This is a genomic window from Streptococcus sp. A11 (assembly GCF_043674225.1).
Lineage (GTDB): Bacteria > Bacillota > Bacilli > Lactobacillales > Streptococcaceae > Streptococcus > Streptococcus suis_V.
Window position 1 is genome coordinate 53737 of sequence record NZ_JBIMJS010000001.1, and the last position, 24417, is coordinate 78153.

Consider the following 24417-nt stretch of genomic DNA (forward strand, 5'->3'; position numbering starts at 1 on the left):
CCTACATACAAATACACAGGCTGGTACAATCTTAGACTTAGAAAATAGATTTCCAAGCTAATCGCCAAGCCTTTTATCAAAAGAGGTTTGAGCAAGTAAATGAATAAAGTTAATCCAGGTCGTCAAACTGACGCAGGAAGGCAGACAGGCGCTTTAAGCCTTCTTGGAGAATAGACCGATGGGTACAATAGCCCAGTCGCGCATAGCCCGGCATATCAAAGCGATTGCCCGGTACCAGCAAGACCCCCTCCTCCTGCAAGAGACGGAGGCAGAAACTCTCCGTATCTTCTGGAATATCCAATCGAATAAAGGAAGTTGATACCTGTTTTGGGAAGACCAGTTGCACATGGGGCTCATGTTCTACCCAATCCTGGAGAATCCGCAGATTGCCTTCTACCAGACGGCGATTGCGCTCCAGGATGGCTGCCTTATTTTTCAATACATGAGTTGCCAAGGCATCATCAATCACACCAGCACAAATCATGGTGTAATCTCGATATTTGCGAAACAAATCCGACAATTCCTTGTTGGCTGCCACCCAACCGACCCGAATCCCAGGAATGGAATAGGTCTTAGACAGGCTATTGGTCGAAATGCCCTTTTCGTACAAATCAACGATGGCAGGCACATCCATCCCTTCTTCCAAGGGTTGATAGACCTCATCTGACAAGATATAGGCACCCACACTCCGAGCCAGTTCAACCACTTTCTCCAAAAAATCCCTGGTCATAACAGACCCCGTCGGATTGTTGGCATTATTGATACAAATCATCTTGGTATTTGGCCGAAGGAGGGACTTCAAGTCCTCCAAGTCAGGCAACCAATCACGCTTCTCATCAATCCGCCACAAGTCTACCTCCGCCCCAAAAGAACGAGGAATATCATACAACTGTTGGTAGGACGGATAGAGAGAAATCACATGATCTCCTGGCTGGATCAAGGCGTAGATGGCCAAGTGGTTGGCCCCTGTCGCTCCATTGGTCTGGAGAATCGAGTCGACACTGACTGTCTCGTATAACTTGGCAACTTCTTCCTTAAAGGCAGGTGAACCTTCTATCCAGCCGTAGTTCATCTTGGCTTGCAATAAATCCCCCATCACCGCCTGGCCATCTCCCAAAGCCAAGACCTCTTCCAAGGTCATTGAAGCAATCGAACTACCTGCAATATCATATTTGGCTTGAGTTTCCCACTCATTGAGCCATTCTTCTACACCAAAGGCTTGAATGTCCATCTTTCTTCCCCTCTTCTCTATCCAGAAGCTCGGACAAGCAGGTCCGACTTCCAGAATCAATCCTTGTTATTATAACATAGTCCGAAATCAAGTCCTCACAATTACCCTTGGCTAGGCCCTCTTCCTTTTCATTTACTGCTTAACTTTTGACAATGATGGTGCCACTTTCTGATTCAATCAAGGCACCGAGATTTTCAAGAGAGGTGATAATTGCTTGGGAACTTGGCTTATGATTGACAAAGGCAATCGTCGCCTCTACCTTAGGCAGCATAGAACCTGGTGCAAATTGGCCTTGTTTGATGTATTCTTCCAATTCTGCCACCGTCACGCGCTCCAACTTCTCTTGATTTGGTTTGTTAAAGTTGACATAGACATAGTCCACACCTGTCAGGACGATAAAGAGATCTGCATCGACCAGTTCAGCCAGACATTGAGAGGCAAAATCCTTATCAATAACAGCCTCTACCCCTGTCAAGGTGCCATCAGCCTCCTCAATGACCGGAATACCACCGCCACCTGCAGCAATAATCACTTCCTCTGCATCCAAGAGGGTACGGATGGTGCCGATTTCCTTGATACCAATTGGTTTTGGTGAGGCAACGACCTTGCGCCAACCACGACCAGCATCTTCCTTAAAGGTTGCTCCTGTTTTTTCCGCTTCAGCCTTGGCTTCCTCTTCTGTATAGAAGGGACCGATTGGCTTGGTCAGATTCTCAAAAGCAGGGTCTGCCTTGTCAACAATGACCTGGGTCACTACTGAAGCGACATCCTTCTTAATGCCTTCCTTGACCAACTCATTTTCCAGGGCATTTTGCAACCAAAAGCCGATAGAGCCTTCGGTCATGGCCACCAGGCTATCCAGTGGAAAGGCAGGGTTTTTCTCAGAATCAGCCGCCAAATTTTGCAACAGCAGATTGCCTACCTGCGGACCATTTCCGTGTGTGATGATTAAGTCATCACCATTTTTTATCAACTTAACCAGGTGCTTGGCTGTGTCAACCAAGGCCTGCTTCTGGGCCTGGGCTGATGGATCGGATGATAGAATGGCATTTCCACCCAAAGCCACGACAATTTTACGATTTGCCATAGAACAAGATCACTCCTCTCTTTTATTTAGGAAACCGTTTTCACGATTCTCTTGAAGGGAGGACTGACTCGTCAAAAGCCAGCCCACCCACTGCTGCTGTCATTTCATCAACCTACTTCTCAACCTCCAATATCTCGGAGATTGATCAGCAAGCAATTTTATACTTCTATATTACACTCTTGGCACAAATGGATCACCCAAGGTCGCAGCCATGACTGCTTTGATTGTGTGCATGCGGTTTTCAGCCTGGTCAAAATGACGAGCGTATTTGCTGCGGAAGACTTCGTCTGTCACTTCCATTTCTTCTACGCCAAATTTCTCAGCCACATCCTTGCCATAAACGGTATTGGTATCGTGGAAGGCAGGCAAGCAATGCAAGAAGATGAGATTTTCGTTGCCAGCTTTTTTCACCAAATCCATATTAACTTGGTAAGGTTTGAGCATTTTCACCCGTTCTTCAAACTTAGCTTCTTCACCCATAGACACCCAAACGTCCGTATAAAGGACATCTGCGCCCTTAACTGCTTCGTCCGCATCATCCGTAATCAGGATACGCGCGCCACTTTCCTTGGCAAATCCTTGCGCCAATTCCACGACTGTTTCATCTGGGAAGAGTTCTTTTGGCGAGAAAATATGCACATTAACACCCAGAATAGCACCAGTCACCAAGAGAGAATTAGCAACGTTATTGCGGCCATCGCCACAGTAAACCAAAGTTACACCTTCCAACTTGCCGAAGTTTTCCTTGACGGTCAAATAATCGGCCAACATCTGTGTTGGATGCCAAGCATCGGTCAAGCCATTCCAGACAGGTACGCCAGAGAATTCTGCCAATTCTTCGACCATTTTTTGGCTAAAGCCACGGAATTCAATCCCGTCAAACATCCGGCCCAAAACTTTTGCGGTGTCCTCAGTTGACTCTTTCTTGCCCAATTGAATGTCGTTGGCACCCAGATATTCTGGATGAGCACCCAGGTCAATGGAAGCTACTGTAAAGGCCGCACGGGTACGAGTGGACGTTTTTTCAAACAAGAGAGCAATATTTTTCCCTTCCAAATAACGATGTGGAATATTGCGCTGTTTCAAATCCTTCAAGTGTGCCGCAAAATCAATCAACCATTCCAATTCTGCGCGTGTAAAATTTTTTTCTGCTAGGAAATGTCTTCCTTTGAAAATATTTGTCATTTGTCTTTCCTCTTCTAAAAAGCTGTATTCACAAGTGAGGTAAATGTAGATAAGAGATAGTTTTTTGCTGGAGTACTGACTGTATTTCGTAAAAAACTAGCCTTAGCTCAGGTGCCGAGCTGTGAATATAGATTCTAATCATTGTCTAATCGTTTTGACAGGGTCTGGCACCATTCCCCATCTTCCTGGTAAAGCTCTGAACTGGCCACATATCCCAAAGACTCATAAAAGGTCTTAGCCGTCAGCTCCGAATGGATATCCAAGTGGTGAATACCTACCTCTCTGGCATAGTCTTCCAGGGCCATGACGATACTTCTAGCATAGCCCTTACCCCGATGACTGGCCAAGGTAGCAATCCGTGTCAACCGTGCTCTCCCTGAACCTATTGGAAGAAAGCGACCAGTTGAGACAGGTTCTTCATCAATCAAGAGATTCGCATAGACACGTCCTTCTTGATCATGGCTATCAAATTCATCTTCGAGATGAATCGAGCGCTCCAGGACAAAAACTTGGAATCGCACATAGATGGAACATGCCCGTTCCCAGGCCTGCGAGCCGACCACAAGTTTTTCATTCTTCATCTTAAATATCTTCCCGCTCAAACGGCATTGACATACATCGTGGACCACCACGACCACGAACCAATTCACTACCGCTAACCTTAATCAAGCGAAGTCCCTTGGATTCCAAAATCGCATTGGTGATGGTATTACGCTTGTAAACAACAACCACACCAGGTGCCACAGTCAAGGTATTGGAACCATCATTCCATTGCTCACGACCAGCAGCAACCAAGTCACCGCCACCGCAACGAATCAAATCAACCTTTTCAAGACCCAGATTGCTTGCCAATACTTCCGCTAAATCACCATGCTCTTCTTCGATGTGCAGGGTTTCATTTTCATAAGTCACAGAGAAGACACGCAGGGTTCCTTCAATCTCAGGGTGGATGGTAAATTTATCATAGTCCACCATGGTGAAGACCGTATCCAGGTGCATGAACTTACGGCTATTGGCAAATTCAAAGGCAATCACTTTCTTGAAGCCAACGCCACGTTCAAAGATATTGATGAGCAGTTTTTCAATCGAAGCCGCATCTGTCCGCTGAGAAATACCAACCGCCAACAAGTCTTTAGACAAGACAAGCTCGTCACCGCCCTCGATACGAGTGGTTTCATCACGATTGTAAACCAATGGCACCTTACCTGCATAGTCAGGATGGTAGGTGAAAATATATTTTCCATAAAGCGTTTCACGGTTACGAGTCTCCGCATACATGTGATTAAGAGACACCGCGTTACCAATAGTCGCAAATGGGTCACGAGTGAAATAAAGGTTTGGCATTGGGTCAATGGCAAATGGATAGCTGGATTCTACCAAGTCTGTCAAACCAGTTTCTTCCTCAGGCATCGCTGGCAATTCACACTTCTGCACACCTGCCATGGTCTTTTCAATCAACTCACGATTGCCCTCAATCGCCAAGAGCAACTTGCGAATGGCTTTTTTGGTTGCACGTCCGCGGATATTTGCTTCATTCAGGTATTCATCAATGAATTGTTCCTTAACTTCTTGGCTAATCAAGGATTCCGCTGCCAATTGCTCCAGATAGAGAACCTCTACTCCTTCGTCGCGCAGGGCTTGAGCAAAAGCATCGTGCTCCTTCTGAGCTTCTTCTAAGAATGGAATATCATCGAAGAGGAAGCGCTCCAAATAGTCCGGCATCAAGTTTTCAAGTTCCTTACCTGGCCGGTGCAACATAACTTTTTTCAGTTTACCAATCTCTGAAAAAACGTGAATGGGATGTGTAGACATCTCAGTACCTCCTATTGTATATTTTTTTCTTTGTGGCAAGGTTGAGTAAGTATTTCCTCGCCTGTTCACCTATACTTTATCAAAGAAAGCGGATGCAATCATGAAGTTTTTAGCAATCAATATGAGAGGAATTTCTCATTTTCAGGAGACATGGTAGATTTTTATGCAAAAATGCGGCCAAATAATCAATATTTCTATCATTTTAGCGATTTAATCAATATTTATTTTTTTGTTAAAAGTAACAAAAAAGCTCTCCTGTCAGTTTTGACAAGAGAGTCTATCTCCTACAGATGCGATTGGTTAACAGGGAGGACGTTTCCAATCACATCATAAGAAGCTTAATATAATCAAGAGGAGAGGCCCTCAGCAGATAGGGCTGACTGCCTCTACTCAATGATCCCCATGCTAAGATGGGAAGTTGTTGCCTAGTCTTCGCGACGACGGCGTTTGCCTGCAAGGCCAAGGGCTGCAACCAGCATTGCTGCTCCGAGAACACCTGCTACTGATGAAGATTCACCAGTGTTTGGCAATTGTCCAGCTGTAAATGGTTGTGCTGGAGTGTCGGAACCTGGGTTGTACCGCCTGGGCTGTTATCGCCACCATTTGGTCCACCTGGCTTATCATCAGTGCCTGGCTCACCTGGTTGACCATCATCCTTAACTGGTACATAAGGAATATGTGTATCTTCCCTGGGTTTCTTGGAACTGGTGGAATGTAGCCCTTAGATGGATCTTCTGGATTTACTGGTTTCAACGGCTCATTCGTACCTGGATCAACCGGAACATAAGCTGGAACGTGTGGAATAACTGGGACATCGCCACCTTCAACTGGTAATGTTAAATCTGCAGGGACAGTCATCGCGGAGCAATCATTCAACTTGAGATAAGAACACTTTCGGCGATTGGTTTCATAGACACGTTGTCCACTATCAGCGAAATAGGTGCTGAAATAGGTTCGTTTCCCATTCTTATCCTGTACCTGATCTACTGAACCACGTTTGATTTCTCGACAGATTGTAGACCGGTGACGACCCAGAAGTCGAGCGATTTCAATTGGTTTCTTTCCCATTTTAAGATAAGCAGCAATTTCACCACGTTCTGTGGCTGAGAGATGAGAATAGGATGTTTTTCTGGTAGAATGAGTGTTGGACATGTTCATCTGCTTTCTATGCTGAGTTGGGGAATTCTAGTATATCAGACGAACATGTCTTTTTTCTTGCACTTCATTTTACAACGTGGGATTTTTATGCAATAGTTTACAATAACTAAAAGACAAGCCCAACGGACTTGTCTAGAAAGGAGAATCAACTAATTTAAACTTTTGAGGAAGAAAGGAACATCCTTGTAGGTCAGGCGCTTGTGGCCGTAAGCGATTTTATCAGCTTCCTTTAATTCCTTGCAGACATGGCTAGCAGTTTCCCTAGTCGTAGCCGCCAGGCGGGCAATCTCTTGGATACTAATGTCAAACGGTAATTCCTCCAAGAACTCTCGCCGGCACATGTCCCAGTAAAGTAAGGCTAGGACCTGAACCACTCGACTACTGGCCTTTGACACCATGGCATTGCGCAAACGCAGCTCCTGAAAACGCAGGATATTGGACAATTTTCTGTTGATATAGACCAATTGCCTCGGATTGCGCATGGAATACTTTTCATAAAGAGCCATAGGAATAATAAAGTACTCCAAGTCCGTGATGGCAATGGCCGTATAATGGTAGGTCTTGTCCTGAAACATATCTCCAAAAGGAAATGAACCGCCCTGCCGAATGTAATCCAGGTAGCTGTAAGTGTCCGTCTCATCATACTGCTCAATCCGCGCATAACCCTTGCCTATGACAAAGAGATAGTCACGCTTGTCTTCCGCATAGAAAATGATCTGACCCTTGGGAATCTTCCGAAAACGGATTTCCTTGGCCAGCTGATCAAAATGCTCCACGAACAGCTGATTAAAGCTTGGATGATTTTTCAGGTACATATACTGGTCAGTTGTGATCATGGCACTCCTCATCCTATTTCTCTACGGCTATTGAACATCCACGTGGTGACACCGGTGTCATTTAGCTTAATTTTTAGCGACTCCTATATTCATTATATCAAAATATCTTTAATTTTGAAAAGGAATACACAAAAAGCAAGCAGGATTGAATCCCGCTTGCTATCAAGTGTAAGGAGCTTATTGAACTTCTTTACGCTTAATTGAAACAGCTGTACCCAGTGATACCAATCCACCCAAGCTGATAAGGAGAGCTGTCAAGTCAGATTGACCAGTGTTTGGCAATGTTTTCTCTTCCTTGCTAGCTAGAGTTGGCTTTGGTTCTGTGGTTGGGTCTATGATCGGGTCGGTTGGTCGAGTTGGTTTTTGTTCTGGTTTTGGATCAGTTGGGTCTTCTGGGGTTGGGTCTATGATTGGGTCGGTTGGTCGAGTTGGTTTTTGTTCTGGTTTTGGATTAGTTGGGTCTTCTGGGGTTGGCTTCTCTGTTTCCTCCTGAGGAGTTGGGTCTGACGGTGGAGTTTCTTCCTCAATTGGAGCTGGCTCTTCTTTCTCGATAAATTTCTTACGACCATAGATTTGAGCAGTGATTTTCTGACCAGCTTTTTCCAAGTCTGACAGGTATTCAACAAAGACTTCAGTATCGGGATTGATGGCCCCAATCAATTTTGCTTCCTTGAAGATAGAGAAACCATCGCCACCGCCATAGAGGAAGTCATTGATAACCAATTGATAGGTCTCAGTTGGCACTAATTCACTACCATCTGCCTTGAAGACTTTGGCTACCTTATATGGATTTTCTTCCGTTGGATTGTCCGCTACTGTGTAAATGTAGTTAAGACCTGACACTTGAAGAAAGTATTTTTCACCTTCATCGTACTGCTGGTTAAGGGCAGTGATAATTTGCTCACCTGTCATTTCCACAACTTGAAGGATATTTCCAAATGGCTGAACAGCCTGTGCAGCACCCCACGTCACTGTACCATCTTCTTGAACAGCCAAGTCTGCACGGATACCACCGTTATTTGTAAAGGCGAAATCAACATTGTAGCCAGATTTTCTAGCGATTTCCAGCTGGGCAGTTGTCACCAGATTTCCGACTGCACTTTCATTGAATTTATTAACATCACGAGAAATGGCAGTTGTAGACGCCGCAGTCGCAATTTTTTTGTCTGTCACTTGTTTGACGATGGTATTTGCCTCATCGACAATGGCCTGGATGGTTGCGGACGGTGTTTTTTGGTCAGGTGCTACTGCCTTGATAGTCGCCGTTGGAATAGCCACAAAGTCTGCGATGTCTGTCTCATAAATAGCACGAACATCCGCAAAGGCCTTACCTTGTGAAGTTGCTTGGACAATCAAGGTATTGCCCGCTGTGCCATTTACTGCGACATGGTTGTGACCCGCAAAGACAAGGTCCACTGAGTTTTCTGGGTAGAGGCTATTGAGTTTTTCCAGCATATCCGCTGCTGCACCAGCTGCCACACCTTCCTTACTTGTAGCAGGAACGTGGGCAAGAACAACAATCGCCTTGACACCTTGGTCGTTCAATTCCTTAGAATATTTGGCAATGGTTTCTGCCTCGTCAAGGAAGTCATATTGTTCGTAGTTTGCCTTCAAGACAAGGTTTGGAATTTCTGTTGTTACCACACCGATAAAGCCGATATTGGCAACTTTGTCATTAACAGGAATGGTCTTGATAGCATATGGTTTCCAGCCAAATGGAATTTCGCCTGTTGCCTTATCTACCACGTTTGCGATGACAATTTCCTGCGTAGAAGCCTGGCGGTCATAACTATCCACGATTGGGTTGAATTTTCCAGCTTCTGGGGCCTGACCAGTCACGATACGGTCGAATTCTGCCAAACCTTCGTCAAACTCGTGGTTACCCAAGGTTCCGTATTCAACGCCAATTTCATTGAAGACTTTGACAGTTGGCTCATCCTGCAAGAGGCCTGAGTTGGCTGGACTGGCACCAACCATATCACCAGCCTGAACACGGATAGATTCCGCTGGAATTTCTTTAGCTGTTGCTTCTGCTTCAAATTCTACTTGAGCATCATCCATGTAGGTATCTAGCAAGGCCGCTGTACCAGCGTTACGGACAGTTTCCCCCTCCAAACGAGCTGTACCAGTTGTATCCAATGCACCGTGGAAATCGTTGACACCCATGATTTGCACAGCCAACTCATCTGCCAGGGTGGTTTGCGTAGCTGCCACACTAAAACCAGCTACCAAGGCCAAGATACTAGACTTCAAACGAATATTCTTCATCAGAATGACTCCTTGTTCTTATATTATTTTTATATAATTATCATAATCCTATTCTCAGCAAAAGGCAAGATAAAACAACGTTTTTTATAAAAATAACGATAAATGTTCGCTTTATGTGAAATTGTAGTGAAAAAATCAGAAATATTATGAAAATGGAGGTGAATTTCTTATTTCATTCGATATTTTGTTTCTAGGAGCATAAACTATCATACAACAAAAAACAAGCAGGTTTCCCCACTTGTTCTGTCTGTTATTTAGCCGCTTTATAAAGCTCGTTTACTTTGTCCCAGTTAATGACTTCAAAGAATGCTTTGATGTAGTTTGGACGAACGTTGCGGTAGTTGAGGTAGTAGGCATGTTCCCAAACATCCAAGGCCAAGATTGGCTTCAAACCTTGCATGATCGGTGTATCTTGGTTGGCTGTTGAAATAACTTCCAACTTGCCTTCTTTGTTAACAACCAAGAAAGCCCAACCTGAACCAAAACGAGTTGTTGCTGCAGTTGTGAAAGCTTCTTTGAAGGCATCAAATGAACCAAATGTTGCATCGATGTCCGCCGCCAATTCTGCTGAAATTTCTGTTTTTTCTGGCGAAAGCAATTCCCAGAAAAGCGCGTGGTTGAGGTGACCACCACCATTGTTGATCAAGGCTTGACGGATGTCCGCTGGAATAGACTCAACATCTGAAAGAAGAGCTTCCAAGTCTTCACCGATTTCAGGATGCTTCTCAAGCGCTGCATTGGCATTTGCCACATAAGTCGCATGGTGCTTGTCATGGTGAAGCGTCATTGTCTCTGCATCAATGTGTGGCTCCAAAGCGTCGTAAGCGTAAGGTAGGTCTGGTAAAATAATTGCCATAATCGAATTCTCCTATCAATTTGATAGTTTTATTTTACCGCTTTCTGGCAGCCTTTTCAATTTATTTGTCTGAAAATCACGACGTAGCGATTTTGAGTAGAATGAGACAGTATATTAAATAGTAAAACATCAATAACTATTTTCTACCCGTTATTACAATTGTGATGGTGGGAGATTGGGACTGCTTCTACAATCCCCTTTAATTATTTTTGAAAGGACGGTGATGCCTATGAGCATAACTACTAAAATCCTATTATAAAGGAGCAGCAACTTTTGTCCACAGCAGAGGATTTGTAGTGATGCTAGAGTTTGGCGGTTTTACCATCAACCTATTAACACTTGTCATAGCGATAAACCTGCTTACAGATAAAAAGAAATAACCGTCTTAAACGGATTTTCGCAGGAGTTAGTTGGAGCTAACTCCTTTTATATTTTTATTATAACTTATGACTTCTTTTTTCAAGTTTTATCATCTCCATTGCCTCAAATCAACTCGTAGCGATTTTAAGCAGGGCCAAGTCAAACAGGTAATCCTTGTCCATGACTCCAGTCTTTATTTGGTAATCCGTCTCAATCAGCAAGCGCACCACCTTCTTGAGAAAGCCTACCGACAGATGCCTTGAGTCACGCAGGGCAAACTTAATCTGATAAGGATTGACCTTGCGCCCCGAAATCTCAGACAATTCCGCCACCATCTGCTGCTCACTCCGCCCCTGCTCCTGCATGATTTGCACCTGCAGATAGGTTCGAAACTGGGTCAGCATAATCGCAATCAGTTTAATCTCATCCTCCCCTTGCAGGCGTAAGTCCCGCACCAGGCTCCTTGCCTCATCCATCTTAGACTGGAGGACCAGCTGGGTCAGGTCAAAAATATTATCCTGCAGGGTCTTAGGAATAGCCGCATCAATGTCCGCCTGTGAAATCTGCTCCTGCCCCTTATAGGATTGGAGAAAGGCTAGATTTTTACTGACTTCAGCAAATTCAAAATTGGATTTGACCAAGAGATAGTGATAGGTCTGGGCATCTAGATTGAGCCCCAGGCGACCAATTTCTTTCTGAAAATGAGCCTTCAAATCATTTTCCTTGAGAGGATTGGCCTCCAGAATCAGTCCATCTCGTTTGAGAATTTTCACCAAACGGCGCTTGCTATCTAGCTTACCAGGGGCTAGGATGACCAAACGCGTCGTCTCAACCGGATTTTCCAAATACCCCTCAAAAAGCTTGAGCTCATCATCCGTCAAATAGCGCTTTTTATCAGACGTAATATCCGCAAAATAATCCAAAATGACCACTTTCTCATCCGAGAAAAAGGGTAGGGACACCAAATCTAAATCCACCTGGCTGTAATCCGCCTCAGACATATCAAAATAAGCATAGGTCAAGTCCGCCGGATCAAACTCCAACTGTTGCAGCAGGCGGTCCTTGGCTATCTGGTATTGACCCACGTCCTCACCGCAGAGCACCGTCAGTAAGCCCAATTTATCTTTTTTTACTGTTTCAATCTGTTCAATAACTGTCATAGGAATATTATACCATGTAGATGAAAAAGGAGGCTTACTTAGCCCCCTCGATATCATATTTACTATCTAGACCCTCGTCGGCCACCAGCACGCACCCTCCGGCGTTTTTTCTTGATGCGTGAAATGATAAAAAGGAGCACCAACAGACCAAAGAAAATTCCCAGTCCCAAGAGGATATAAGGCATTAGCGGAGAGGAAATGAGGGAACTAGTCGTTTCAAGAACCGTATCTACCACAGGTTTTTCTTCGACAATGTCCACTCCCTTACTTGAATCAATAGAATTGGCAAGCATGACCTTATTGTTCTCAATAGTCAGACTTGGCTCTTCCCCCTCCTTAACCAAACCGGTCAAGGGCTGTTCAATACGGATTTCCTCACCATTTACAGTGTGTTTCCCAGGTTCAAGAACCGTTGCTTGTTTGTAGTCTGCGAAGCTTTTTTCCAAGAGGCCATTGACATAATAATGACGAACAAATTCACCCTCTGGATCGCCCCACTCGCTCGCTCCTAGAACTACCGTAATCAGGCGGGTATCACCCCGTTTAGCAGTGACAATCGAATTGTAACCAGCACTTGGGCTAGAGCCCGTTTTCAGACCGTCTACCCCTTCAATTCCCATAGGATCACCAGGCAGAGAGTGGTTATAGGCCTCAAACGATTCCTCATTCGGAGTACCTTCTTTGACTGTCACCTTGGTCGCATTTGTGAATTCCAGAACCTCTGGGTGGCGTTTAATCATATGATAGCCAAGAATAGCCAAATCCTTAGCGGTTGATTCATTGGCCAGGCTTTGATCAACTCCCTCCGGAGCATATAAACCTTCATAGGCCTCTGTAATAGCCCCCGTCGCGTTGTAAAATACCGTATTCTTCATTCCCAGAGCCTGGGCCGTATCATTCATCAATGTAAGGAATCCAGCGTCATCCCCTTCAAAAATCAAATGTGCCAACATCAGTGTCGCCACATTGGACGAGGGAACCAGGGTCATAGTCAGCAACTCTCTGACTTTGTAACTAACACCTGCAAGGATATTATTATTACTCAAGGCATAGATTTGGGAAATAGCCTGGTCTTGCTCTGTCGCAACCACTTCTGTGTCTAGGGTAATTTTTCCCTGACTAATGGCTTCTAGAGTCAAATACACCACCATTACCTTGCTCGTGCTTGCTGGATCGCGCACTAAATCTCCATTGTCGTCCCATAAAATCTGACCATTGTCTGCATTGATAACAATAGAGCTCTTTGGCGCAGTCTCTTCACTAGCTGGATAACCTGCCGCCTTGGCAATGTCTACAATTGACTCTGCAGCCAAAACAGAATGTAGGGGGGTGAAGCACCAACAAACCAACAATACTAAACTAATAACCTTTTTCATGATTCCTCCGTCTCGAATTTACCCTTACTAGTATAGCATAGAAAAGCCTCATTTGTAAAAAGAGGTGAAAAAAACTCACTTGAATTATGCTGAACAAGTGAGTTTTGGAAAAGGGGCTAGCTCATTTAAGCAATTTGAACATAGCGACGATTTCCACTATAGGCAATATAGGATAACCAGGTTTTACCGTCTTCTTTCACCACACGGTCGTAATTGATGCTTTCACCGGCTGCGAAGGTGTAAAGAGCTGGGCTCGTAGATTTTGCTGCGTTTCGGACAACTGCTCCCTTGGTAAAACGGTAGGTTCCTTTTGCTGGCAATGGCTGAGCAGCGACATTTGTAGCACCACTGTTAGCTTGATTAGCTTGGACAGTTTGTTTCTTCTGATAATCTCCCCCTGGAATACCGTAATATTCCTCAAGAGTCAGACCAGATTGGTAAATATCCTTGGCTTCCTTACCAACGTAACGGAGATGCCATGGCTCAGACATGTAGCCTGTCACTGCTTCTTTTCCTGGTAGGTAGCGAACAACGAAGCCGTACTTGTGGGCATTGTCCTTGAGCCACTGCTCTGCTCTGCTATTTGTCAATAAAGCGCCTGAAGCATCTGTCAGGTCAAAGGCTAAGCCAGTCTGGTGCTCACTGTGACCTGGGCGAGCTGAGTAACGATCCGCCGCAGCCTGCCCATCACGTTGAACATAGTTCAGATAGAGAGACTGCTGGGTCTCATAGCTACGGAAGCCACTGTAGGCCTTGCCAACGTTGAATCCTTGGCGAATCATATCATTGCGCAAGTTCTGATAAGCGTTACGAGCAGTCGGATTCTCACCTGGGTTATAGGTGGAAGCCAGCCCATGCTGTTTATTGACAATGATAACTGGACCGTACTTGCCATCAACGCTGTAGTATTGACCGTTGAAGGTAAGCTTGGCTTTTTTTGCCTGTGTCTCAGTCGAAAGATTTGAAACTGATGGTTTGTCAGCCTTATCAGTCAGCTTAGCCACTGGGATATAAGAACGACCGCCGCTGAAGGAAATGTAGCTTAGCCACTGATGATTATCGGCTGTGATAACCTTGTCATAGTTGACCTTCATGCCCTTGTCGTAAAAAGCAACATCTGGACTGGTCATTTTGGCTTCGCGTTTTATTCCAACACGCTCAGTAAAGGTGTAGGTGCCTTGCGGAGCTAGCTTGAGAGACGCTTCTGCGGTTTCAGTTTGGGATGCTGCTGGGGTGACAGTTGGTTTGTCTGGTTTTGGACTTTCAACAGGTTTGTGAACGGTTGGAGTGGTTACAGGTGCAACCTTAGCCACTGGGATATAAGAACGACCGCCGCTGAAGGAAATGTAGCTCAACCACTGATGATTGTCGGCGGTGATAATCTTGTCATAATTGACCTTCATACCCTTATCATAAAAAGCTACATCTGGGCTAGACAATTTGGCTTCACGTTTAACACCCGCACGCTCGATAAAGGTGTAGGTGCCTTGCGGAGCTAGCTTGAGAGACGCTTCTGAGGTTTCAGTTTGGGATGTTGCTGGGGTGACAGCCGGTTTGTCTGGTTTTGGACTTTCAACAGGTTTGTGAACAGTTGGAGTGGTTATAGACGCTATTTTAGCCACTGGGATATAAGAACGACCGCCGCTGAAGGAAATGTAGCTCAACCACTGATGATTGTCAGCGGTGATAACCTTGTCATAGTTAACCTTCATGCCCTTGTCGTAAAAGGCAACATCTGGACTGGTCATTTTGGCTTCACGTTTGATACCTACACGCTCGGTAAAGGTGTAGCTACCTTGAGGAGCTAATTTGAGAGACGCTTCTGCGGTTTCAGTTTGGGTTGTTGGTGGAGTTTGAACCACCGGAGTGACTGGTGTAGCGACTTTTGAAATGGCAATGTAACGACGAGTTCCATTGTAAGAAACATAAGAAATCCAATTATGGTCATCCGCTACCAGTGTTGAATCGTAATTGACTTTCTCACCTTTTTGATAAAAATATTCCGCTGGGCTACTCATTTTAGGCTGATTGCGGATAGGCATATCTTGAGTAAAACGATAAGTACCAGCTTTAGGGAGTTCTGATACAGGTGTGGCAGTTTCAGCAGGTTTGTGAACGGTTGGAGTGCTTACAGGTGCAACTTTAGCCACTGGAATATAAGAACGGCCGCCACCGAAGGAAATGTAACTCAACCACTGATGACTGTCAGCGGTGATGACCTTGTCATAGTTGACCTTCATACCCTTATCATAAAAAGCAACATCTGGACTGGTCATTTTGGCTTCGCGTTTGACACCTACACGCTCGGTAAAGGTGTAGCTACCTTGAGGAGCTAATTTGAGGGAAGTCTCTGCGGTTTGAGTTTGGTTGGTTGCCGGAGTTTCAACAGGCTTATCAGTAACTAATGTAGTCGTTGGTTCTGTTTTTGTTAGCTTATTGATAGGGGCGTAGCGACGAGTACCACTGAAGGAAACATAGGAAATCCACTGATAGTCATCCGCTGTCATAACCTTATCATAGATGACCTTTTGCCCCTTATCGTAATAAAATTGATCCTGGCTAGCGATGACAGGTTCATTTTTGATTCCAGTCTTTTCAGTAAATGTATAAGTCCCTTGCTTAGGAAGCACTGATACTTGAACAGTCGGAACTTCAGTCACAGTAGCCTCCGTCTGTGTCCCTACGTTGCTTGTAGTCACGCTGGCACTTGTAGTCTCCGAAATAGTTTCAACTACCTCTCTAGTCACAATCGGAGGACTAACAAGAACTGGATTTTCTTCACTAGGCGGCGTTGACTGAATCTCATCAGCAGCTGCAATTTGGCTAGACATAAAAGAAAGGGTTGCAAGCAAGACAGAAGCTGCACCAACAGAATATTTGCGAATGGAGAAACGATTCTCTTGCTTAGTGTACCAACGTTTATTCATTTTTCTAATCCTCCTTTGTAATTATTTTCACTTACATATATTTTTATTATAACATAGGTTTTGTAAAAATAAAAACAAAAACGTAATATTTTGAAATATTTTTGTAACATTTGTCATAATCAGACCATTACCAAATATCCCTTCACCTATCAATTCGCAAAATTTCTAAAAAAATCTGGAAAATGTTAAATTTTTTATAAAAAAATAGAAAGTGACCCAAAAATCACTTTCTACATTTATCTATTTACCTAAAACAGCAGACGCCAAGGCCTTTTGAATAGCAATGACGGACTTGTCGCTCTTAAATTGCAGAGTCTCTGCTGGCTCTGCTGCTGAAGAAATCCATATTTTCAACTCCGCATCCAGGTCAAAATGTCCAGAGGTTTCGACCGTAAAGCGAGAAATGGAACGATAGGGAATGGACTTGTAGGATACTTTTTTGCCCGACATACCTTGCTTATCCACCAAAATCAACCGATACTCGGTAAAGACAATTAGGTCGCGAACCAAACTAAAGGCCATTTCTACCTGTTCCGCATCCAAAAGGATATCTGCCAACTCTTGCTCTACCTTGTCATTATTCATCTGCGAGGCATTGCCCATCAAACCTGAAAACAAACCCATGTGTTTACTCCTTTTTTTACTTTTCCTTATTTTACCGAAAAATGTGGAATAAAAAAAGCAAAAACCCCAGAAGAGTTTTTGCTGCTGTCAAACTTAATAAACATCACGACGATAGCCAACAGTCACCACAAGTACAACCAATTCATCATCAATAATATCACAAATAACCTGATACCAGCAATCAGCGGTCCACTGGTCATATAGTCCACCAATTGCGGGAAAAATGGTTTGTCCGTCAAATGGTCATAGTGGGCGGCAATCAAGTCTTCCTTCGCCGTCATCATTTTCAAATCAGAAATGGTAAAGCCACGGTGCTCGATGCGGGAAATCATCTGCCCCACCAGCCCATGCTGGACAGCGTCTGGTTTAATAATGAAAAATGTACGTTCCATAAATTACCTCCATTTTACAGGTGTCAGAGGGACAAAACCTCAATCTGATTTCCGCCCAAAAGAATTAAGTATGAGTCCACTCGGTCAATCGCATAGGCCTGTCTCAAGCTGGCAGCGTAGAGGGCCATTTGTTGCCGGTAACGTTCTCGTAATTGTTCCGGATGCTTGTATTTATCGGTCTTGTAATCAAACAGAACGATATGGTCCTCATAAAGGATGTAGCCGTCAATAATTCCACGCAGGACAAATTCCTCTTTAGAAGTTGCATCTTTTTGGATACTGGCAAAAGGTGCCTCTCGGTGTAGCTTGTCAGTATTGGACAAGATTTCCCGTCCCAAATCTGTATCAAAAAAGTCAAAAATCTTCTGAGTATCAATCCTGTCCTTGACAGCCTGATCAGCCTGCACACGGGCAAGAGCTTCTTTAACCGTATCCTCTGTCACCAGCCATGACAAATCAATAGCCTGCATGAGCTCATGGATGGCAGACCCAATATCAGCACCTGTCACCTGCTTGTGTTTAGTGAAATTCGGTAAGCTAAAGGAATGCTCTGTCTGTCTCGGTTCAATCACATCCAGGGCCTCATCAGATAAGACCGGCTCATAGAGTTTTTTAATCTGACTTGGCGTCCGCAAGGTCGGCAAATCAATAGCTGGCTTGTAGCGCTGATTGAGTTCTTCGACACCTTTTAGTTGCTTGATAGTATCTGAAATAGCTTTAGACTGTCGCTGGTCTTTGCCCCCAGGATTGGTCTGCTTGTCAGGCATTTCCAACTTATCCTCATCAGTAAATTCCAAATCAGTGTCTTGGATAAATCGCTTCTTGAAATGCAGGTCTTGGTCTGGAAAGGCCGCCTCAATGGCTAGCACCCAGTCTTGGAAAGAGGTCATGCTCTCTCTGCTGGCCCTTGCAAGAACGCCATCTTGACGCTTGCCATCGTAGCGAGTAGCTAATTTTTCCTGACTGCCCTTGCCCACTAGATAGAGCTTTTTCTCCGCACGGGTCATAGCCACATAGAGCAAGCGCATTTGCTCCGATAGGTTGGCAATTTTCAGCTCCTGGCCATTTATCTGATAGGGAAGGGTGTCCATTTGCACGCGCACATGCGGGAGCGGCGTATCAAACTGGTCTTTCATATCTGCGATAAACTGGATGCCCAGGCCATTTTCCCGACTGAGAATATAAGGCGCCCGACTTTCCATGGCATTGAACTTCTTGTCCATATTCATGAGAAAGACATACTGGAACTCCAAGCCCTTGGACTTATGGACCGTCATGAGCTGGACAGCCTCCTTGGGAACAACCACTTCTACCTCGGCCAGGTCATTGTCGCTGGCTAGGACCTTATCAATCATGCTGATGAAGCGTGACAAGCCCTTAAATCCTGTCTTTTCAAACTGATTGGCCCGCAAGCCCAGGGCATAAAGATTGGCCTGCCGCTTCTGACCATTGGGCAGAGCACCCACATAATCATAGTAAAAGCGGTCATTGAAAATCTTCCAAATCAGGTCGTGAATGGAATGAAGCTTGGCAAATTTTCTCCAGTCTGACAAGACGGCATCAAACTTCTGAACTTTTTCCAGTAAATCCTGCTCAATCAAGTCTGCATTCTCCGATTGACCCGATAGAGCCAGCTGAATCTTGTCGTAGAAAAATCCAGTCTCTGACTGGAGAGCCAGACGAGCCAACTGGTCCTCATCAAAAGCGAACATAGGGGATTTGAGCAGGGCTACCAGGGCATAATCATTGAGTGGCTGGTTAATGGTCCGCAGGGTGTCCAGCATGACCATGACCTCCAGCGACTTGAGATAGGAAGCCATACCACCATCCGCTACCAAGGGGATACCATGCTTTTCAAAACTGGTCAAGATAGCATCGTTGCGGGTCCGACTTGGCACCAGTAGCGTAATCTTTGAAAAAGCTACTCCTTCCTGCTTATGCAGGCGAATGATTTCCTTGGCCACCAGCTCCACCTCGCCAGCTGTAAAGGATTGCTCCTCCTGCTCCTCGTCAGATATATCCGTATTGTAAATCAAATACTCCATCTCATTATTGGGCAGGATGAGTTCTTGTTTCCCTTGCTCCTCACTACCAGCAACCAGGCTATGAGTCTCATCATACTTGATTTGCCCCACTTCCTTGTCCATGAGGCGCGTGAAAATAGCATTGGTCGCATCGATGACCTCTACCCGGCTACGGAAATTTTCCTTGAGCAAGATCAGTTTGCCAGCCTCTGGTTTGGCCTGGTAGAGCTCGAACTTATCTTGGAAAATCTGAGGATCCGCCTGACGGAAACGGTAGATGGACTGCTTGATATCTCCCACCATAAAGCGATTGTGCCCATTTGACAAGAGGTCCAGCATCCGCTCCTGGGTGTGGTTGTTATCCTGATACTCGTCCACCATGACCTCATGGTACTTTTCTTGGAAATGCTGGCGAATCTGCGCATTGCTTTCTAAAATACCGATGGCTAAATGGCTGATATCAGAAAACTCAAAAGCATTTTCCTGCATCTTGGCCTGCAAATATTGATAAGAGAAATCGCAAACAAATTCCTGCAAAATCCTCATAAGTGGCAAGACCTGGGGCTGGTAGGCAAAAATTGTCTCTAAAAACTGGAGATTCTGCAAGTGGGATTTGAGCTGCTTAAAGACAGGGTACTTGACCCCAGCCACTGTGACATCGCTGGACGAAGGGAGGATGTCCACTAATTTACCAGTCAATTCCGGCAGGCGGGCCGCATCCATATGCCTGTCAAATTCCTGGGCCCACTCGCGCAGACTTTGGAAAATCAATTGGTGCTTCTTGTAGACCGCCGTATCCTCTCCCTTGGCTGTTTTTTGCTTGTAATCCGGCAAATCAGTCAAGTCCTGCAGGTCATCAGCGGCCTGAAACATGGCTGCCAGCAAACCTGTTAGGCAAGAGCTAGGCAGGCTCTCCCAGTCCCTATAAACTTGATAGCCCTTGAGCAAATTTTGCCGCAGCCACTTGTCTGGTGCGCTAGTTGCCTGGCTAAAGTCATAGATCTGGTAGACCAATTCCCGAAAATTCTTATTATCCTTGCGGTTGCCGGAGAAATTCCGAACCAATTGCTCAAACGACTTACCATCTTTTCCAGACAGATAATCTGCAAAGAGATCACCGAACACTTCATTTTTCAGCAAATCCTGCTCATTCTTATCTGTCATGATACGAAAATTGGGCGCCACGCCCAGCTCATAGCCATAGGTCGTGACTAATTTCTGGGTAAAAGAGTCCATGGTTCCGATATCCGCATTGCCCAATTCAGCCAATTGAGCCGTCAAATGCCTGCGGATGTCCTCATCCACCGTCTCTTTGATTTCCGTGTTGAGCCTTTTCTCAATCCTCTCCTTCAATTCACCGGCCGCCTTGACCGTGAAGGTGGAGATAAAGAGCTGGTCGATATGGACACCCCGTTTGAGCTTGTCCAAAATCCGCTCGACCATGACAAAGGTTTTTCCTGAGCCCGCTGATGCGGACACCAGAATATTCTGCCCATGGCTGTAAATGGCCTCAATCTGCTCTGGAGTTCGCTTCTGGTCTTTTTCGGAAGCCAATTCCTGGGCCTGAATCTCTTTGATTTCTTCTTCGGTTAAAAATGCTTGAAAGCTCACAATTGGCTCCCTCCTTTCATTCGCTCTAACCAGTCTTCTCGCCTACCACCCTTGACCAAGACACGAGCCTGGCTCAGATGCCGGTCTGCTTCAAATCCGGTAATGGCCTTGAGCTGGTCACCTGCAACGGAACGTCCATCTTCTGTATAGGGATTGATGGCAAATTCCCCCTCTAAAATGCGGCTGGCTGCCTGGCGGTACAATTTCTCATTATGGGCCATTAGAAGCCCTAATTCCTTGCGACTATACAGACTGGCCTTGGTCTTATGATAGAGCTGGTTGAGACGATTGCTCTCCTCTTCGATAAACAAGCCCTTATAAACCAAGGATTTGTATGCTTCAGCAAGTACCTGGTCCTGCCCCTTAGTATCGGCTAATTTGACAATGGGATCCAGCAAATGCAGATACATGGCCCCAAATACCTTATCTGTCTGCCCAGCAACCTTCATCTGACTAACGGCCGACAGATAGGTAATGAGCTGGGGACTAAGGCCATTGTAAAATCTGTCAATCTTAAAGCTATTGGCACTGGACTTGTAGTCAACCACACCCAAAGCCTGGTTTGATAGCAGCTGATCCAGGCGGTCAATCTTACCGATAATTTGTAGCTTACGACCACCTTCTAGTTCTAAATGGGCTTGCTCGTTCTGACCAAACACTGCTTCATTGGCCAAGACTCGCACAGGATTATCGCCTCTTAAAACGAGGGAACTTGCACGCGCTACGTCCAACAAAATTTGCTCCGAATAACGACTATCGGCATTCTCACCGTATAGGGCCTGGAAATCCTTTTCCTGACGGGTTGCTGCAATGGCCTGCTCCAACTTTTCATCGAAGAAGGCACTGCTGTGGTCCATGGTCACGCGCTCAAAAATCCGATGGAGGAAATTCCCATGGCTACGAGCATCCGGTCGAATAGAATCCTGCTCCTGCAAACGCAGGACATGCTTAATGAAAAAGAGGTATTCATTCTTGTAGAAGTCCGTCAAACTAGACACCGACAACCTCAAGGGCTGGTCAACTGGATAGAGGGTTGCCAGAGTTTTCTTGGCCAGCTTCTGACTGCGCAATTGGCTGGAAATTGTCGGAATGGTAACGCCCTTTTGCTTTAACTTCTTATCAAGATAACGGACAGCCGCCGACCAAAAGTTCTTGATATCAGTATCCTCTTCTGTAGCCAATTCCTCAGGATTGAGCTTAATTACTTGGGATAGGAGACCATTAAAATGCCCGACATCCGTTGGCAGAAGGGTCTTCCTCCGACCTTTTTCAATGGATTTCACACCCAAGCCCGTCAATAGCTTCAGATAAGGAGAGACTAATTCCTGACCTTCATTGTACAATTGCGGAGCTGATAAGACCAGATGCTCAGTCGCCGAATACAGCAAGGACATAAAGGTAGCATGGTTTTTCTTGCCATTTTCCCGACTAGGAATGTGGAACTGGGCTAGGGAGTCCGAACGTTCATTCATCCTGGCCTTCTCCTCGTCGGTCAAAATACCTGTATTCTTGGCAACTTTTGGGAAATTCGACTGGCTCAACCCCAGGGCATAGACATACTTGGCCGTATGCGGTTCAATCAAATCATAGGACTTGACAGACACTACATCCACCGTAGCTGGCACGGTCCGGTAATGACTAGATTGCATACCCGCCTTGAGTAGGGAAAGGAAATCTTCGACCGACAGGGTTTCCTTGGCAAACAAGTGTTGAAAAACTTCCAGAATATGGCAGAAAGCCTTCCAAACCTCTTCCTCTTTTTCAATTTGCAGCTGCCTCAGTCCCTCTGACAAGGCAGCCATATTTTCAGCCAAGTTGATGCGACGGGCAAACTCCATGAATTTTTCTAGGAGGGATTGGCCTGACTGCGGACGAGCCTTGAAAAACTGTGTCAGAGGTGCCATAATGTTCTCTCGTAGCTGGTTCAAAACCTCCAAATCATAATTCGCTCTGCTATTGACCGTAAAATCACGAGAAAACTTAGCCTGGCCCTTGAGATCCGCAAAGGTAATATAAGCGTGGAAGCGGTCCAGTTGCCCCTGCTCCAACTGGCCATAGAGACCAGATTTCAGCAAGTTAATCAGGTCCTCCGCCCGAAAATTATAGCGTTTCAGACGCTCCAGGGACTCCACAAAATGCACCAGCGGATGGTGGCTCATTTCCTCAGCCCTGCCAAAATAGTGGGGGATTTCATATTTATCAAAAATCTTGCCAATCTGAAGTTGGTAGCTATCCACATCACCTAGCAGGACTAGGATATCCTTATAGCGAGTCCCCTCAAACAATCTTTTACGAATGGAACGAGCAACCGCTTCGACCTCCTCCTTTTGATTGGTAGCCTCCCAAATTTCAATAGCTGACAAATCCTCTTCAGTCAGCTCATAGGCAGGTTTGGAATAATCAAACTGGCTTTCAATATTTTTGGAGAGTTTTGCAAGGGATGGCCTCGGAACATCGCCATCATCCCTTGTCAACTTGCCTTGATCAACTCCGTCCATGAAAATGGGCTTGGTCTGGTAGCTAAAAGCCAAGTGACGGAGAAATTCAACACTAGCTTGAAAAACATTCCCCTCAAGATGAGTTTCCTGGTAGGCTTTTTTGCTGGCATAGCTGGCAATGTGTATTTCCGCTACACGCCCATGAAGGCTGGCAATTAGGGCTTCCTCTTCAGCTGAAAAACGCGTAAAACCGTCCACAATCAGGACCACCTGGCTGAGCTGGTCATCCAATTGACCTGACTCTACTTTCCGTCTGAATTGCGCCAACTTGGTCTCATTTTCATAATCCTCGTCCATGAGAACGTCCTGCAAGGCTGACAAAATCTTGATAATATCTGCCTTCTTGGCAGAAGTCTCCAGATTTTCCAAGGCAGAAAGGGGCATGTTGGAGGTTTGCAATTCCTTGTAAAGATTGACCACCTGCTCAATAAATGCCGGGTCCTTCTTCAAGCGGCCATAGACCTGCAAATCACCATCTTCAAACTGTGTTAAAACTCGATAGACCATCATGGACAAGCCCAAATCATCCAACGCTTTTTTGCTGTTCTCTTCATGGTAGATAAAATAACGGGCCATTTGCGCAAAGCGGGTCACCAGGATTGACAAACTAGCCTTTCTCGGCAGGTAGGATAGGACCTTTTTTTCCTTTTCAAAGGACAAGGAGTTGGGCGCAATGTAAAATACCCGTTGAACTCGCTGGGACTCTTCCAGTGCTAAAGCGGTCAACTTCTTGGTAATATCATTGCTGATGTCTGAATAATATAACTTCATGGTTTCCTCACACAATTCTGGCGTCTATGAACTGTTCTTTATAATCTGGACTCACAAGTAAGGTACATTTAGGTAAGAGATAGTTTTTTGATAATTAGGACCGTTTTTTGAAGGAATACTGACTGTATTTCTAAAAAACTAACGATGAGTAGTAGAAAACTAGCCTTAGATAAAAGTGCCGAACTGTGAATACAGGTTCTTTTTCCATTATACCAAAAAAAGCCCACCTAAAAGGTGGGCA

17 protein-coding genes and 1 pseudogene are annotated in these 24417 nt (G+C 45.2%); 1 reads left to right on the forward strand and 17 read right to left on the reverse strand.

Annotated features, from left to right (window positions below; genetic code table 11):
* Positions 1-109 precede the first annotated feature (109 nt).
* From ACHBIF_RS00260 to sodA, 10 genes and pseudogenes are all read right to left on the reverse strand, one after another.
* The gene (locus ACHBIF_RS00260) at positions 110-1231 is read right to left on the reverse strand and encodes an aminotransferase (RefSeq protein ID WP_172022289.1); all 1122 of its coding nucleotides are present in this window, start codon (positions 1229-1231) and stop codon (positions 110-112) included.
* A 139-nt stretch (positions 1232-1370) separates the two neighbouring features.
* A complete protein-coding gene (arcC, locus tag ACHBIF_RS00265) occupies positions 1371-2318 on the reverse strand; it encodes a carbamate kinase (RefSeq protein ID WP_394717874.1) in 948 nt (315 codons plus the stop codon).
* Positions 2319-2489: 171 nt separating this feature from the next.
* Positions 2490-3503, reverse strand: a complete 1014-nt coding sequence (argF, locus tag ACHBIF_RS00270; RefSeq protein ID WP_394717876.1) for an ornithine carbamoyltransferase — start codon at positions 3501-3503, stop codon at positions 2490-2492.
* A gap of 134 nt (positions 3504-3637) precedes the next feature.
* Complete coding sequence (locus ACHBIF_RS00275) at positions 3638-4084, reverse strand: GNAT family N-acetyltransferase (RefSeq protein ID WP_394717878.1); 447 nt, start codon at positions 4082-4084, stop codon at positions 3638-3640.
* A gap of 1 nt (position 4085) precedes the next feature.
* Positions 4086-5315 carry an arginine deiminase gene (arcA, locus tag ACHBIF_RS00280; protein WP_394717880.1) on the reverse strand — a complete coding sequence of 410 codons (1230 nt, stop codon included), beginning with the start codon at positions 5313-5315 and terminating at the stop codon, positions 4086-4088.
* Positions 5316-5740: 425 nt separating this feature from the next.
* Positions 5741-5845 (reverse strand): LPXTG cell wall anchor domain-containing protein, encoded by a 105-nt coding sequence (locus ACHBIF_RS00285; RefSeq protein WP_394717882.1) that lies wholly within the window; start codon positions 5843-5845, stop codon positions 5741-5743.
* Between the two features lie 331 nt (positions 5846-6176).
* Positions 6177-6467 (reverse strand): annotated as a pseudogene (locus ACHBIF_RS00290) (helix-turn-helix domain-containing protein); the annotation flags it as partial.
* Positions 6468-6622: 155 nt separating this feature from the next.
* Positions 6623-7309 (reverse strand): Crp/Fnr family transcriptional regulator, encoded by a 687-nt coding sequence (locus ACHBIF_RS00295; protein WP_394717884.1) that lies wholly within the window; start codon positions 7307-7309, stop codon positions 6623-6625.
* A 177-nt stretch (positions 7310-7486) separates the two neighbouring features.
* Positions 7487-9580 (reverse strand): 5'-nucleotidase C-terminal domain-containing protein, encoded by a 2094-nt coding sequence (locus ACHBIF_RS00300; protein WP_394718121.1) that lies wholly within the window; start codon positions 9578-9580, stop codon positions 7487-7489.
* Between the two features lie 247 nt (positions 9581-9827).
* Complete coding sequence (gene sodA / locus ACHBIF_RS00305) at positions 9828-10433, reverse strand: superoxide dismutase SodA (RefSeq protein ID WP_105122802.1); 606 nt, start codon at positions 10431-10433, stop codon at positions 9828-9830.
* Positions 10434-10732: 299 nt separating this feature from the next.
* Between sodA and ACHBIF_RS00310 the strand changes: the two genes are divergently transcribed.
* Positions 10733-10813, forward strand: coding sequence for a putative holin-like toxin (locus ACHBIF_RS00310; RefSeq protein ID WP_394718123.1), 81 nt, complete (start codon positions 10733-10735; stop codon positions 10811-10813).
* 108 nt (positions 10814-10921) lie between these two features.
* On the opposite strand, the gene holA is transcribed toward ACHBIF_RS00310, so the two are convergent.
* The 7 genes from holA to rexB form a co-directional block, all read right to left on the reverse strand.
* Entirely contained in the window at positions 10922-11953 is a 1032-nt protein-coding gene (gene holA / locus ACHBIF_RS00315; RefSeq protein WP_105160438.1) for a DNA polymerase III subunit delta, read from the reverse strand.
* A 62-nt stretch (positions 11954-12015) separates the two neighbouring features.
* Positions 12016-13329 carry a serine hydrolase gene (locus tag ACHBIF_RS00320; RefSeq protein ID WP_394717887.1) on the reverse strand — a complete coding sequence of 438 codons (1314 nt, stop codon included), beginning with the start codon at positions 13327-13329 and terminating at the stop codon, positions 12016-12018.
* A 125-nt stretch (positions 13330-13454) separates the two neighbouring features.
* Positions 13455-16256 (reverse strand): LD-carboxypeptidase LdcB/DacB, encoded by a 2802-nt coding sequence (ldcB, locus tag ACHBIF_RS00325; protein WP_394717889.1) that lies wholly within the window; start codon positions 16254-16256, stop codon positions 13455-13457.
* Positions 16257-16496: 240 nt separating this feature from the next.
* Complete coding sequence (locus tag ACHBIF_RS00330) at positions 16497-16880, reverse strand: PH domain-containing protein (RefSeq protein ID WP_024397275.1); 384 nt, start codon at positions 16878-16880, stop codon at positions 16497-16499.
* Between the two features lie 122 nt (positions 16881-17002).
* Positions 17003-17272 carry a nucleoside-diphosphate kinase gene (locus ACHBIF_RS00335; RefSeq protein WP_394717891.1) on the reverse strand — a complete coding sequence of 90 codons (270 nt, stop codon included), beginning with the start codon at positions 17270-17272 and terminating at the stop codon, positions 17003-17005.
* A gap of 23 nt (positions 17273-17295) precedes the next feature.
* A complete protein-coding gene (gene addA, locus ACHBIF_RS00340; RefSeq protein WP_394717893.1) occupies positions 17296-20907 on the reverse strand; it encodes a helicase-exonuclease AddAB subunit AddA in 3612 nt (1203 codons plus the stop codon).
* Positions 20904-24176 carry an ATP-dependent nuclease subunit B gene (rexB, locus tag ACHBIF_RS00345; protein WP_394717895.1) on the reverse strand — a complete coding sequence of 1091 codons (3273 nt, stop codon included), beginning with the start codon at positions 24174-24176 and terminating at the stop codon, positions 20904-20906. Before rexB ends, addA begins: the two co-directional genes overlap by 4 nt.
* Positions 24177-24417 lie beyond the last annotated feature (241 nt).